8 protein-coding genes are annotated in these 15,034 nt (G+C 42.3%); 6 read left to right on the plus strand and 2 right to left on the minus strand.

Annotated features, from left to right (window positions below):
• Positions 1–113: 113 nt before the first annotated feature.
• Complete coding sequence (locus HYN49_RS06510; protein WP_108903363.1) at positions 114–2,984, plus strand: triple tyrosine motif-containing protein; 2,871 nt, start codon at positions 114–116, stop codon at positions 2,982–2,984.
• Here HYN49_RS06510 and HYN49_RS06515 read toward each other — a convergent pair.
• Positions 2,981–4,270, minus strand: coding sequence for a UDP-N-acetylmuramoyl-tripeptide--D-alanyl-D-alanine ligase (locus HYN49_RS06515; RefSeq protein WP_108903364.1), 1,290 nt, complete (start codon positions 4,268–4,270; stop codon positions 2,981–2,983). The two genes, HYN49_RS06510 and HYN49_RS06515, sit on opposite strands and share 4 nt — an antisense overlap.
• A 63-nt stretch (positions 4,271–4,333) precedes the next feature.
• The gene (gldJ, locus tag HYN49_RS06520) at positions 4,334–6,052 is read right to left on the minus strand and encodes a gliding motility lipoprotein GldJ (protein ID WP_108903365.1); all 1,719 of its coding nucleotides are present in this window, start codon (positions 6,050–6,052) and stop codon (positions 4,334–4,336) included.
• 208 nt (positions 6,053–6,260) lie between these two features.
• Here gldJ and porU point away from each other — a divergent pair, with 208 nt between their 5' ends.
• The 5 genes from porU to HYN49_RS06545 all read left to right on the plus strand — a co-directional run bounded on the left by porU (position 6,261) and on the right by HYN49_RS06545 (position 14,755).
• Positions 6,261–10,097, plus strand: coding sequence for a type IX secretion system sortase PorU (porU, locus tag HYN49_RS06525; RefSeq protein WP_108903366.1), 3,837 nt, complete (start codon positions 6,261–6,263; stop codon positions 10,095–10,097).
• 46 nt (positions 10,098–10,143) lie between these two features.
• Positions 10,144–11,322: a type IX secretion system outer membrane channel protein PorV gene (gene porV / locus HYN49_RS06530; RefSeq protein WP_108903367.1), complete on the plus strand. Its 1,179-nt coding sequence runs from the start codon at positions 10,144–10,146 to the stop codon at positions 11,320–11,322.
• 72 nt (positions 11,323–11,394) lie between these two features.
• A complete protein-coding gene (cdd, locus tag HYN49_RS06535; RefSeq protein ID WP_108903368.1) occupies positions 11,395–11,877 on the plus strand; it encodes a cytidine deaminase in 483 nt (160 codons plus the stop codon).
• A 182-nt stretch (positions 11,878–12,059) separates the two neighbouring features.
• Positions 12,060–13,058 carry a pyruvate dehydrogenase (acetyl-transferring) E1 component subunit alpha gene (pdhA, locus tag HYN49_RS06540; protein ID WP_108370295.1) on the plus strand — a complete coding sequence of 333 codons (999 nt, stop codon included), beginning with the start codon at positions 12,060–12,062 and terminating at the stop codon, positions 13,056–13,058.
• 8 nt (positions 13,059–13,066) lie between these two features.
• Complete coding sequence (locus HYN49_RS06545; RefSeq protein WP_108903369.1) at positions 13,067–14,755, plus strand: pyruvate dehydrogenase complex dihydrolipoamide acetyltransferase; 1,689 nt, start codon at positions 13,067–13,069, stop codon at positions 14,753–14,755.
• The last annotated feature ends 279 nt before the right edge of the window (positions 14,756–15,034 follow it).

The raw sequence follows: 15,034 nt of genomic DNA on the forward strand, positions 1-15,034 counted from the left end.
AACGTTAACTTAATAAAACAAACACTACATTTATGTCAGATTCGGATTTTGATTAATTGTAAGTTTTTTAACTCCTCATCATTAGTACATTATTATCATAAATTAATTATAATATGCGCGTTTTTAGTTCGATACCTTATGTAATTCTTCTCTTTGTTTTTTTTGAATGCTTCGGACAGGTAAAAAATATCGGTCTCCCTGAATTACGCAATTTCAAGAAAAATGAATACAAAGGAGGAACACAGAACTGGGGCATCGATGAAGATCAAAATGGTAATCTGTATTTCGCTAATAATAATGGCCTATTGCAATTCGACGGTACTTCATGGTATAAATACACTATTCCTAACCAATCGCTGATCAGGACGGTTAAAGTAGCAAATGATGGGAAAATTTATGTAGGCGGTTATAATGAATTCGGATATTTTCTTGCAAATCAAAAGGGGAAACTCATATACCATTCGGTTTCGCGACTGGTTGACAGGAAAAAAATCAGCCTGATTGATTTTATCTGGAAACTGCATGTAATCAACGACCAGGTTTTCTTTCAGTCGTTCGGACGGCTTTATGTTTTTAAGAATGGAAAACTACATGTTATTGAGGCGCCCAGCCGTTTTCAGTTTTCATTTAGCGTTAACAATGAACTTTATCTGCAGGATATGTCAAAAGGCCTGATGGTATTTCGTAATGGTAGCCTTGTTGCCTTGCCCGGCACGAGAGTTTTTAACAATACAGAAGTTTGGGGCATGTTAGCGTTGGACAATCAGCAATTCCTGATTGCTACATTGGACAAAGGGCTTTTTCTTTACCGTAATGGCGTATCAAAACCCTGGCTGAATGAAGCGAATAATTTTGTGCTGAAAAATAGCTCACTGGGTTGTATATTGATTAAAGATAAATTTATTGTCATCAATTCTGTTTTGGATGGCATTGTCATTTGCGACAAGTCCGGCAATATCATCCAGCACCTGAATCGTAAAAAGGGGATGCAGAACAATACTGTGCTGTCTTCATTCATTGACAACAAGAGCAATGTGTGGCTTGGCCTCGATAATGGCATAACATTCGTTAATGAGAATTCACCATTTACCTATTTTGGATTCAGTTACGAACTGAGTACCGTCTATGCTTCAGTATTTCATGACGGATATTTGTATGTCGCCACTAACCGGGGTTTGTTCTACCATTCTTTGAGTGGTCCTTTTAAGGAAGATATGTTTACTTTGGTTGAAGGTACGACGGGGCAAGCTTGGAATGTACAGGTGATTGATGGGCAGTTGTTTTGTGGTCATAACCGTGGCGCGATGCTTATCGATAAAGGCAGGCTGTCGGGAATCATGCATTCGAACGGCTATTGGGGCTTTAAGAAAATCCCCGGCAGGCCCAATTTTTTAATAGGGTCAAACTATAACGGATTTGGTATTTTCGAAAAAAAAGCTTCCGGCTGGGCCTTCAAATGTGTTTTATCCGGGATTCAAACTTCCTCCAGCACTTTTCAGGTTGACGAACAGACGGTGTGGCTAAAGAAAGACAGTGACGTATATCAGTTGACGCTTTCGCCTGATTTGAGTAGATTCAGCAATGTAAAAAAATACAGCAGCCTGGTGCCTTCCCTGAAAGGAATCGGAAGTATCCAAAGCATCAACGGCAAAGTGTATTTTCAAACCCAGAATCGGTTCTTTAAGTATTCCTATGAGCAGTCGCTCTTTTATGAAGATGTGAAATTAAGCCGGATTTTTGCAAATGTGCCTAAATTCAGGCATGTAGTGGAAGACAGCCAGGGAAATTTTTGGTATACCTTTAATGAATCAATAGGGGCCTTGATGAAACAGCATGACGGAACTTACAAGAACAGCATAGCACCCTTTTCAAATCTTACCGGAAATCTGGTAAGCGATTATCCATCTATAAATACGGTGAACCAGAATAATATTTTTATTGGACTCACAGATGGACTAGCCCATTATGACCTTAGCGCACAAACTGATTTTATCACCAGGCCAAAGGCATTCATACGAAGTTTTTCTTTTCCCGGAGATACGCTTTTCATAGGAAACGGGAAAATCAGCAAAAAGGGTTGCAATGTCCCATATAGCACCAATAACGTAAAGTTTACATTTTCATCACCGACCTATGAGAACCTGGAGCATGTTGAGTACAGCTACCAATTGGAAGGGTTTGATGATCAATGGAGTCCATGGTCTACCATATCAATGAAGGAATATACCAACCTGCATGAAGATGATTACCGTATGAAGGTCAGGGTCAGGAACAGTTACGGGGTGGAGTCTGAAGCGGCAGTGTTTTCATTTACTGTGGCACCACCTTTTTACAGGCATCCATTGGCATACATCTTTTACATTTTGCTCATAGCAGTTTCTGTTTACCTCATAAGACAGAGGATCAGGATGAAAATCCGTAAAAACAAATATTATGAAACTATTGAGCAGCGCAGATTATATCTGGAGCGCGAAGCCAAAATACGCCAGGAACAGTATGACCTTGAGAAAGAAATTGAAAAGCTTAAAAACGACAAACTGCAGATACGGATCCTTGCCAAAGACAAGGAATTGGTCAACAACTCACTGCAGGTGGTTAAAAAGAATAAGATACTCAACGGCATTATCAACAAACTTAAGGATATCGATGCTGAAACGCTGGATGACTCAGTGAAATTCCAGTTCAATAAACTCAACAAAAGCATTGTTAAAGAAGTAAATACTGATAAAAGCTGGAAAGATCTTGAAAAACATATTAAGAACGTCCACTTTGACTTCCTGAAAAGGCTGAAGGAAAAATATCCGACGATTTCCCCGCGTGAAATGGATCTTTCCACTTACCTGCTGATGAATATGTCAACCAAGGAAATCGCCGAAATTATGAACATTTCCGGCGGCGGTGTGGAACTCGCACGTTACAGGCTCCGTAAAAAACTGGGGCTTAATAAAAAGGAGAACCTGATTGGATTCCTGATGAGTATTTAAGACGGTAGCAATTCCAGGATCCTTTCCAGCGCCATGCCGCGTGATCCCTTAATCAGGATTAAGCTGTCGTGTATTTTACGGAATTTTTTGTTTGCCGCCAATGCTTCAAAAGTTTCAAAAAAGTGGAAGTTGGATTGTTCGGACCTGCTGGCATAAAAATCATGTCCTATGAAATAACAGGCTGCTTTCGTGTTTCCTTCGAGCAGTGAAACTATGTTTTTATGTTCATTGAGGCTTTCTGAGCCCAATTCGAACATGTCGCCAAGGAACATTATTTTGGATGGTTTCTCAAGCTGTATAAAGTTTTCGATAGCCACTTTCATGCTGCTTGGATTGGCGTTATAGGCATCAAGGATGATTTCGTTGGTTTCCTTAATGATGATTTGAGAGCGGTTATTTTGCGGAATGTAATTTTCAATCGCTTCGCGTATTTCTGAATCGCTTACGCCAAAATATTTCCCGATGGCAATGGCGGCATAAAGATTGTTTGCGTTATAAAGCCCAATAAGATGTGATTGGATCTCAGTCGCATTATAATTGATTTTAACCAAAGGATTGGCGATGGTTTTGTCAATGTTTAAAAAGGCATCAGGCCGGTTCATCCCGAAAGTGATTGCAGCGATATTTTTGCTGCGTTGTACCTGCAATGCGTCGTCCAGATTTACAAAAGCCGTTTTTTTATTAGACAGCAGGTAATCATACATCTCGCTTTTGCCTTTTATAACACCTTCAAAGCCTCCAAAACCATCCAAATGCGCTTTCCCGAAATTAGTGATGTAGCCATAGTCCGGAGTGGCAATAGTACAAAGAAATGCAATTTCCTTTTGATGGTTGGCACCCATTTCGACGATGCCCATTTCTGTATTTTCATCAAAAGAAAGGATGGTCAAAGGCACGCCGATGTGATTGTTCAGGTTTCCAGCCGTGGCTTTGGTATTGAATCTTTTTGAAAGCACGACATTAATCAATTCCTTTGTCGTGGTCTTGCCGTTGCTTCCGGTTAATGCCACTATAGGAATCCCTAGAAACCGCCTGTGGAATTTAGCCAGCTCCTGTAAAGCTGATAGCGTATCATCAACGAGGATGGTCCTGTCATTGATGTAATAATCCTTATTGTCGATCAGTACGTACAATGCGCCTTTCTCCAGGGCTTCAGCGGCAAATGTATTGGCATCGAAACGTTCTCCTTTGATAGCGACGAAAAAGCAATTGTGCTCGATTTTTCGGGTGTCGATCGATAAGGAACTGCATTGTAAAAAAAGCTGGTGAATATCCTGAATGTCCATTACGTAAATTTAAAAAAAAATAAAGCCCTTATAATAAGGGCTTTAAAATATTGTGGAAGAAAATTAATTTCTCGCTCTTTTCTTTTTGTCTGATTTAGGACCAACCCTTGACATGGCACATCTGAAACCGATGTAATCTGTAGCCAGATCTTGTGGGTAATATCTCCTTTGCGCAGGATCAAGCCAGTAAGCCCTGTCTCTCCATGAACCACCTTTGAAAACCCTTGAGTCATCATTTACCAAAGTAGTTCTTTTGTTGGATTTGTCAAACTTACGAACCATGGTTCCTAAACTGTCAGTACTTACATTGTTCATAGGAGAATCATACATCCTTTTGCCATCAGCACCTTTTTTGGTAGTAGCTTCATCTTCCTCAGCACCAAAATCGAAATATCTTGTGGATTGTTTGTCACCATCACGATAGTTCCTGTTGTCGCTTGTAGAGAAGTTTTGTCTCAGGTAAGTTTCTTTTTCATCAACCGGTACCTGTGCAATCTGGCCTGGGAAATTCCTTGCCATGATCCTGCCGTTGCTTACAGTGTCATACTTGATGTTATCGCTTTTTACCAATTCGATTTTACCATCTTCACCAATTTTATTTTTGGTGTACACGTTACCCCTGTAGTAGTTGAAGTCGTTTGCTTCATCATCTACGATTGGACGATAGACATCAGCAACCCATTCAGCAACGTTTCCGGCCATGTCATACAATCCGAAATCGTTTGGCGGATAAGATTTTACAGCATTTGTAATATCAGCACCGTCATCAGACCATCCTGCAATTCCGCCGTAATCTCCTTTTCCTTGTTTAAAGTTAGCCAATTGATCGCCTCGAACCTGTCTCTTGCCGGAACGTGTGTATTGGCCTTTCCAAGGATATTTCTTTTGTCCTTTGTAATTGTTGTATTCCCTGTTTCCTACATCAGAAGCTGCAGCATATTCCCACTCTGCTTCAGTTGGAAGCCTGTACTCAGGATTGATAAGCCCTGAACTTCTTTGGGCATAAATATTGGTTGGTTCTTTTGTAGTTCCAGGCTGGCCTTTTGAACCCTTAGTCTTGATTGGTTTGGCTTTACCATTCTTTCCTTTTAATACAACATCTGAATTACCGCCGAAAGTTTCTGTCGGGGCATTAAGATAAGTTTCAGTGCTAAAAGTAGATTCAGCGCTTACATCATTAATCTTCGCATCTTTTTTAAGGTACCCCTGTTTTTCAAGGATGGCTTCGTTCACACGATCCGTTCTCCATTTTGCAAATTCAGTAGCCTGGATCCAGTTAACACCTACTACAGGATAGTTTGCATAAGCAGGGTGCCTAAGGTAGTTATTGGTCATGGTTTCGTTATAACCTAACCTGTTTCTCCATACTAAAGTATCAAGAAGTGCTCCTTCATAAATGTTTTTGTAGTTTTCCTCTGTTGGTGGGAAAACTGTTTTTATCCAGTAAAGGTACTCAGCATACATCGCATTGGTTACCTCTGTCTCATCCATGTAGAATGACTGTACGTGTTGTTGATTTGGAGTGTTGTTCCAGTCGTGCATCACATCATCCTGTACTTTACCCATGGTAAATGTACCACCTTCAACCAAAACAAGTCCCGGGGCTGGTGCCTGTTTTTTGTATTTGGTATTCAATTGGAAACCACCTTTTTTGTCGTTGATTTTCCATCCGGTTGCTGCAGAACCCCCTTTAGAGCTTGAGCTTTTGCTGCAACTGGCAAATCCAAATACCAATGCTAGCGAGAGCATCAGTTTAATTGCAATAATTTTGTTTACTTTCATACTTTAAGTAGGTAAAAATTTCGTGGCGCAATATAATAATTAACCATTAGATTGCAACAACTTTTTTTAAATAATAACAAAAAACCGGTTTGTCGCGCCGGATTCAGGAAAAGAACGCAAATTTAATTCAATTATTATTCCCTGTACGGCCTAAAATAAATATTTTTACCGTTCGTAATAATTATACTTTCCAAACGTTTATCATTGGATGAAAAAAGCAGTACTGACTTTTCTTTTGTGTTTTCCTTTTGCGTTTTATGCACAGATAACTGGTTCATTTACATTAAACTGGAAGGACAATGTGAATGTTTCGACTGATGTTTCAAATTATATGCTTCCTCAATTCCAGTTAGAGAATTTCTGCTTTAATGATATTAATAAAACTGTGTCATTGGCGCTAAACCTGCCTTCTGCGGTTCCGGTTGATGAAAGTTCGGTGAAAATTTCCGATGCTGTTTATGAAAATATTTCCGCTTCGCAACTCGGTGTTATATCCAAAAAAAACCTCCCGTCTTCTTTAAATGTCCTGGTAAGTAATGTAAATGCGCGTAATGTCCTGAGCGCTTCATTGATTTTATCTCCTATAATTAACGAAAATGGCAATCTGAAGCGATTGAAATCCTTCACCTATTATATACGTCAGGATAACAACAGCAATATTCAGGCCCGTGACGGTTTTAACGGCATTTCGCATTCCGTACTTGCATCGGGAGACTGGTATCGCTTTTATGTAGAGAAATCCGGGGTGTACCGTATTTCAAAATCGTTCCTGCAAAGCCTTGGAATGAAACTTAACAATATCGATCCAAGAAAAATTGCCATTTACGGAAACGGGGGCCGCATGTGCCCTTTAAAAAATGCAGTCGATTATCCTGCAGATGTTGCAGAAAATGCCATTTATTTTGATGGTGAAGCTGATGGCATTTTCGATAGCCAGGATTATATATTGTTTTATGCGGAAGGTGTCGATAACTGGAGTGATGAAAATCAGACCAGCAATAACCTTTATGCGGATAAGTCCTATTATTATGTCACGATCCAGGGCGGCAACGGGAAAAGGATTTCGGCAATGCCTGCTGCAACAGGACCAGTTACGCCAATAACGGCTTTTGATGATTTCCAGTTTCACGAACTCGACCAGACGAATATAGCGCGTTTGGGGCGCAAGTGGTTCGGAGAGGATTTCAGCGTCAATAACGAGTACAGCTTCGATTTCAAGTTTCCTAATATTGTAGCCGGTTCAACCATGAAGGTCTTTGCTTCAGCAGCAGCCGTAGCGAATACCGCTACGAATATGCAGGTCGATGTCAATGGCGCTGCCATCGGCACCATTCCATTTACCTCTATTGTTGTCCTCGATAACCTGGGAGACAACCAGGGACTTACGGCAACTACGGCTGCCGCGGAAGATGTCACGGTGAAGTTTACCTATAATAATAATGGCGTGCCTACCGCCAAAGCGTTTTTGGATTATGTGAATATTAAAGCCAAACGCAGCCTGACGGGTTATGGAAAGCAATTCCGTTTCCAGGTTGATGATGCCGCGACAATGAATGGCTCGGGCGAATTCCGGTTTACAAATTCGGCAACCATCGCGCAGGTTTGGGACATTACGGATATTTATAATACTACTGCCGTTGTAAACGATAACCAGGCCAATTTTTCTTTTCAGGCTGATTTAGGAGAAATACGTAAATATATTGCTGTTGATAAGCAGGATTATTATTCGCCAAAAAAAGAATCCAAATCCAAGGTGGCCAACCAGGATTTAAAAGGGACAATCTTTAATAATGCCCAGGGGCAGTTCCAGGATATCGATTACCTCATTATAACCCCTGCCTCACTACACAGTGCTGCCGAAAAACTGGCAAACTTCCACCGTTCATTCCAGGGGATGAATGTGAAGGTTGTGGATGTGGAAAGCATTTATCCTGAATTCTCTTCGGGGAAACAGGATATCGGCGCCATCAGGAATTTCGTCAAATATGTTTACAACAACGCCTCTACAGCCGCCAAACGGGTGAAATATCTGAATCTTTTCGGTGATGCCTCATTTGATTTAAAGGACAGGATCTCTAACAACACAAACCTTATTCCGATTTACCATGCGTTATATAGTTTCTCATTGTCAGCTTCTTATATTTCGGATGATTTCTTTGTGCTGATGGATGACAATGAAGGCGATATGACTTCAGGTACATCGAGGGGTCTTGATATCGCCGTAGGCCGCATGCCTGTTAAGAATACTGCTGAAGCCGAAGAAATGGTAAACAAGGTAATTGAATATCATGATATTAAATCTTTCGGGCGCTGGCGGAATAATTTTGTGCTGATTTCAGACGATGTGGATAAGCTGGGAGAAAACAGTCTAGAGTTCGGGATTGATCATCTAGGGGACCAGATTTTTGCGCAAAAGCCTTTTATCAATGTCAAAAAAATCCACTCGGATTCTTATAAACAGGAAACTTCTGCGGGAGGAAACCGCTACCCTAAAGTAAGGGAGGATTTCGTAAGTGCTTTTGAACAGGGCGCTTTGGTTTTTAATTATTTCGGTCACGGAGGCGAAGACAATCTGGCACATGAACGCATCCTTGAAAAAACCGACATCCAGAATTTCGGAAACCGATACAAATACCCGCTTTTCGTAACAATTACCTGCGAATTTACCCGTTTCGACAATCCATTCCGTCCGACTGCCGGAGAGTTCATGTTCCTGAATCCCGCCGGCGGAGCCATAGCTTTGGTAACTACCACCAGGCAGATCACGATCTCGACCGGGCAGAATATCAATGAGGCATTCTCGGGCAACTTATATGGGTTTAATTCCAATTCGCTGGTTTCGATAGCGGAAGCCTTAAGGATTTCGAAGGCTGGCTCCGGCAGCAATCCATTGATGGTCTTTTATATAGGCGATCCTGCCATTACGCTGGCCATTCCCAAGCCTAAAATTGTGCTGACCAAAGTGAACGACCAGCCTATTACTGGTGTTGTAGACGATTTTAAGGCATTAAGCGCCATCAAGATTTCTGGTGAAGTGCGCGATGAAACCGGCGCCAATATCCTTTCGGATTACAACGGCGAGTTAGCGGTGAATATTTTTGACAAACCCATTGAAAGGTCAACATTAGGAAATGACGGGACGCGCTACAGCAACGGACAGCTCATTATTATGGATTTTACGATTCTCGGGGAAACGATTTTCCGCGGAAACGCCACCGTGACCAATGGGAATTTCGACTTCAATTTTGTAGTGCCACGCGACATCAGGGTACCACTCGGGAATGGGCGCGTCAGCTTTTATGCCAAAAAAACCGGACAGCTTGTCGACCAGACCGGATATGATACCACGATAAAGGTAGGTGGTATAAATCCCAATCCTGTCGCAGATGAGATTGCGCCAAGGGTTAAATTATATATGAATGACGAGAGTTTCGTTTCCGGCGGCATTACCAATGAATCGCCCATTTTACTGGCATTCCTTGAAGATGAAAACGGAATCAATACGGCAAGCGGCATCGGCCATGATATCATAGCGATATTGGACGGTGACGAAAGCAAGCCTTATGTCCTGAATGATTATTATGAGGCTGTGGCAGATGACCATTCCAAAGGAAAACTGCGCTTCCCGTTCCGTAATCTTGAAAAAGGCCTGCATACGATCACCTTCACTGCCTGGGACGTTTATAACAACCCGATTACCGCTGAGATACAATTTATTGTTGTTGGGGATGAAACCCTTACGTTGAAAAATGTGTTGAATTATCCAAATCCCTTTGTAAATTACACCGAGTTCTGGTTTACCCACAACCGCCCGTTCGAACCACTTGAGGTTCAGGTGCAGGTCATGACCATTACCGGAAAGGTGGTCTGGACCAAAAACCAGACCGTGACCACCGATGGGTTCCTGTCCAGGGAAATCACGTGGGACGGTAAGGACGACTTCGGTGATAAAATAGGAAAAGGCGTGTATGTCTATAAACTGACAGTGAAATCGACGCTGAGCAACAAGAAAACCGAAAAGTTTGAAAAACTTGTAATCCTATAAGAAAGTACTATATTTGTCTGTTTAATAAAATTTTGAAAAAGAAAGAATGAGAAAAGTTTCGTTATTGCTGATTTGTATTTTTGCTGCTCAGTATACTAAAGCCCAGGACGGTAACAGGGTCATTACAACCGGAGTGCCGTTCCTTTTAGTTGCAGCCGATGCCAGGTCAGCAGGTATGGCAGATCAGGGAGTAGCTACTTCACCCGATGCCTATTCCCAGCAATACAATCCTGCCAAATACGCCTTTTCTATAGAGAAACAGGGTTTTTCGGTTAGCTATACGCCTTATCTTACGGACCTTGTAAACGACATTTCATTAGGTCAGGTTACGTATTTTAACCGTTTTGGTGATGAAGGACGTCAGGCATTTGCAGGGAGCCTCCGCTATTTTGGTCTGGGAGATATTGAATTGAGGGATAGTTTTGATGCCACACCCGTAATTGTCTCGCCAAATGAATTTGCCCTTGACGGTTCTTACGCGCTGCAATTGAGTGAGAAATTCTCGATGTCCGTTGCCGGAAGATACATCCGTTCTTCGCTAAGGATTCCTGATGGTACGACAGATGCTTCGGCGGCCAGTTCGTTTGCAGTAGATGTTGCAGGTTATTATCAGTCGGAAGAACAGGCTTACAGTGACTTTAACGGAAGATGGCGCGCAGGTTTCAATTTACAGAATATGGGACCGAAAATCAGTTATGATTCCGATGAAGTCAGCACGAATTTCCTGCCTGCCAATATGAGGCTTGGTGCCGGATTTGATTTCATTTTTGACGATTATAATAAAGTTGGGGTAGGAGTGGAATTTGCCAAACTATTGGTACCAACGCCACAGGACCCGAAAGATATTGACGGTGACGGAACCATCAGCCAGGAAGAAAGGAATATAAACAATGATGAATACCGCTCCACAGGATGGGTTGAAGGCATGTTCAAATCTTTCGGTGATGCACCTGGTGGTTTCAGTGAAGAACTTAAGGAATTCACTTATTCGGTTGGTGCGGAATACCTTTACCAGGACTCTTTTGCCATGCGTCTGGGTTATTTCAATGAAAGCCCGGAAAAAGGTGCCAGGAAGTTCTTCTCGCTTGGAGCCGGTTTCAAGTACAATGTGGTGAAAGTGGATGTATCGTATTTATTCTCTGCATCAAAAGTGAAAAACCCGCTGGAGAACACCTTACGATTTTCCCTGACGTTTAATTTCGGAGACAATTATGATCAATATTAAAATCATTATAAATTAATTAAGGATCCAAATTTCAGTAAAATGAGATTTGGATTTTTTTTCCCTTATAAACAAATGAAACAAATCGACTTTACAACAAGTTTTACCGTTTTTGAAAACGCTTCAGAACTGCCGCCTGACATGCAGTCATTAATGCAAAAAGCCGTTGAAATCAGGAAGAAGGCTTACGCTCCGTATTCGCAATTCCGTGTGGGTGCCGCGCTTTGGCTCGATAATGGGCAGATTGTCCTCGGTTCCAATCAGGAAAATGCCGCTTATCCTTCAGGGCTTTGTGCTGAAAGGGTTGCGGTATTCCAGGCCGGTGCGGTGTATCCTGAAGCCAAAATCCTGAAAATGGCGATTTCAGCAGCATCGGACAACAATCCGACAACTGCCCCCATTCCTCCGTGTGGTGCCTGCCGCCAGTCGATTGCAGAGTACGAATTCAAGCAGGATTCCCCAATTGAAATCTACTTTATGGGAGAAACCGGAGCAGTATATCAATCGGATTCGCTTAAAAATTTACTGCCGTTTATGTTCGATAAGAACTTCCTTTAAAAAAGCAAAAATCACGTTTTTAAATTTCTGTGGTTACGCGGAATGTCTTATTTTTGCGTTCCGGCTATCCGGTACGCAAATGAATGTGTGAGGAAACTGTTTTTGCGTCATAAACCTTTATTCAAATAACTTTAGCAAAAAATCCGGTTCAACCGAATCCGGAGTATTAAATTAAAAGACTCATGAAAGAAGTTACAAAAGACGTTTATCTCAAATGGTATGAGGACATGCAGTTCTGGAGGAAATTCGAAGACAAGCTTGCAGCCCTTTATATCCAACAAAAAGTAAGAGGGTTTCTTCACTTATACAACGGACAGGAAGCTGTTTTGGCCGGTGCCCTGCACGCCATGGATCTGTCCAAAGACAAGATGATTACGGCATACAGGAACCACGTTCAACCCATTGGTATGGGCGTTGATCCAAGAAAAGTCATGGCGGAATTGCTTGGAAAAGTCACCGGGACTTCCAAAGGAATGGGCGGTTCGATGCACATTTTCTCTAAAGAACATGGTTTTTACGGCGGACACGGTATCGTTGGGGCACAGATTCCCGTAGGTGCCGGTATCGCTTTCGCAGATAAATATTTCGGTCGTGATGGTGTGACTTTAACTTATTTTGGTGATGGTGCCGCGCGCCAGGGATCTTTACACGAAGCGTTCAACATGGCGATGCTGTGGAAACTCCCGGTCGTTTTTATTGTTGAAAATAATGGTTATGCGATGGGCACTTCCGTAGAAAGGACTGCCAACCACACCGATATCTGGAAACTCGGCCTTGGCTACGAAATGCCTTGCGGACCGGTTGACGGGATGAATCCTGTAAAAGTCGCCGAAGCGATGCATGAAGCGATTGACCGCGCCCGCCGTGGTGACGGACCGACTTTCCTTGAATTGAAAACATACCGCTACAGAGGACATTCGATGTCTGATGCACAATTGTACAGAAGTAAGGAAGAAGTTGAAGAATACAAAAAAATTGATCCGATTACACAGGTTTTAGATGTGATCAAAGAAAATAATTATGCTACCGAGGCTGAAATTGAAGCCATCGATGAGCGTGTGAAAAATTTGGTGGAAGAATGTGCCACTTTTGCTGAGGAATCTGAATTTCCGCAACCGCAACAATTATATGATGTGGTTTACGAACAGGAAAACTATCCTTTTTTACCTCATAAATTATAATTCGGAGTATGGCAACAGTAATCACAATGCCGCGTTTGAGCGACACGATGACGGAAGGAACAGTAGCTACATGGCTTAAGAAAGTGGGTGACAAAATCAATGAAGGCGATATCCTTGCTGAAATTGAAACCGACAAAGCCACTATGGAATTCGAATCATTCAATTCAGGAACTTTACTCCATATAGGAATCCAGGAAGGAGAATCGGCCGCGGTGGATTCGCTCCTGGCCATTATAGGAAAAGAAGGTGAGGATATTTCTGATCTGTTAAACGGAAAAGCTGCTCCTAATGAAGAAGCACCAAAAACTGACGCTCCAAAAACAGAAGAAAAATCAGCTGAACCTGCACAGGCTGAAACCAAGCGGGAGGCTCCAAAAGCTACTCCATCCGAATTGCCAAAAGGTGTTGTCGTTGTAACAATGCCGCGTTTGAGCGATACCATGACCGACGGAACTGTAGCAACCTGGCTTAAAAAAGTTGGCGATAAAGTAGCCGAAGGCGATATCCTTGCTGAAATTGAAACGGATAAAGCCACCATGGAATTTGAATCTTTCAACGCCGGTACATTATTGTTTATCGGTGTGAATGAAGGAGAATCTGCACCGGTAGACAGTGTGCTAGCCATTATCGGGCCGGAAGGAACTGACATTACCGGTATTGCCGAAAATTATAAAAAAGGTGGTGCTGCGCAGGTTGAAGCCACAGCATCGTCATCTGCGGACGCGAGTGATAGGGAACAGGCGAAGCAATCGAATGAAAAAAAATCTGAAGAAACCAAAGAAACAGTTGAAACGGTATCAGACGGCAAAAGGATTTTCATTTCTCCATTAGCCAAAAAAATAGCCGAAGAAAAAGGCATCAACATTTCCCAGATTAAAGGAACCGGTGAAAACGGGCGTATCATCAAAAGCGATGTGGAGCACTTTACGCCATCAGCGGCACCGGCTTCCACTCCTGAGACGGCTAAGACTGAATCTGCAGCAACACCGGTAAGGCCATTTGTTCCTGCCGGAGAAACTTCTTCAGAGGAAATTAAGAATTCACAGATGCGTAAGGTAATTGCCAAGCGCCTGGCTGAATCGGCATTTACAGCGCCACATTTCTATCTGACCATCGAGGTTTCTATGGACGAAGCAATGAAATCCCGCGGTATTATCAACAATATCCCCGATACGAAGGTGTCATTCAACGATATGGTGATCAAAGCCTGTGCCATGGCTCTGAGGAAACATCCGAAAGTGAATTCGCAGTGGAAAGAAGAAGCGACCATCATCAACCACCATATCAATATTGGCGTGGCTGTAGCAGTAGAAGATGGACTTTTGGTTCCGGTTTTGAAATTCGCCGACCAGATGAGCCTGTCTCAGATTGGCGCGAGCGTGAAGGATCTGGCCGGAAAAGCCAAAAACAAAAAAATACAGCCAGCTGAAATGGAAGGCAGTACTTTTACGGTTTCCAATCTTGGGATGTTTGGAATCACCGAGTTTACTTCTATCATTAACCAACCAAATTCTGCCATACTTTCTGTTGGCGCCATCATCGAGAAGCCGGTAGTGAGAAGCGGGCAGATTGTTGTCGGCAATACGATGAAGGTAACGCTTGCCTGCGATCACAGGACTGTCGACGGTGCTACCGGAGCGCAATTCCTGCAAACGTTGAGGCAATATCTTGAAAATCCCGTGACGATGCTGGCTTAAGCCAAATCCATATGTTAAGGAATCCCGCGCTACAGCGGGATTTTTTTTAAAACATCATCTGGAAAAAACTGAAAATAGGGTTTCAAAATTTAACAATTGGTGTGGTTTTCACGTACAATAATACTTCGAAAAAAATGTATATTACCTTCAGGGAAAGGGAAATTGCATCCCTACAAAAACCGTGTTTTTTTCCATTATGGAAAATCCACACCAATTGTTAAAATTTAATGTGCTGCTTTTTGAAGGATTTTAATGCCCGAATATTGTGAGTATATTGTA

The sequence above is a fragment of the Flavobacterium pallidum genome (assembly GCF_003097535.1).
GTDB lineage: Bacteria > Bacteroidota > Bacteroidia > Flavobacteriales > Flavobacteriaceae > Flavobacterium > Flavobacterium pallidum.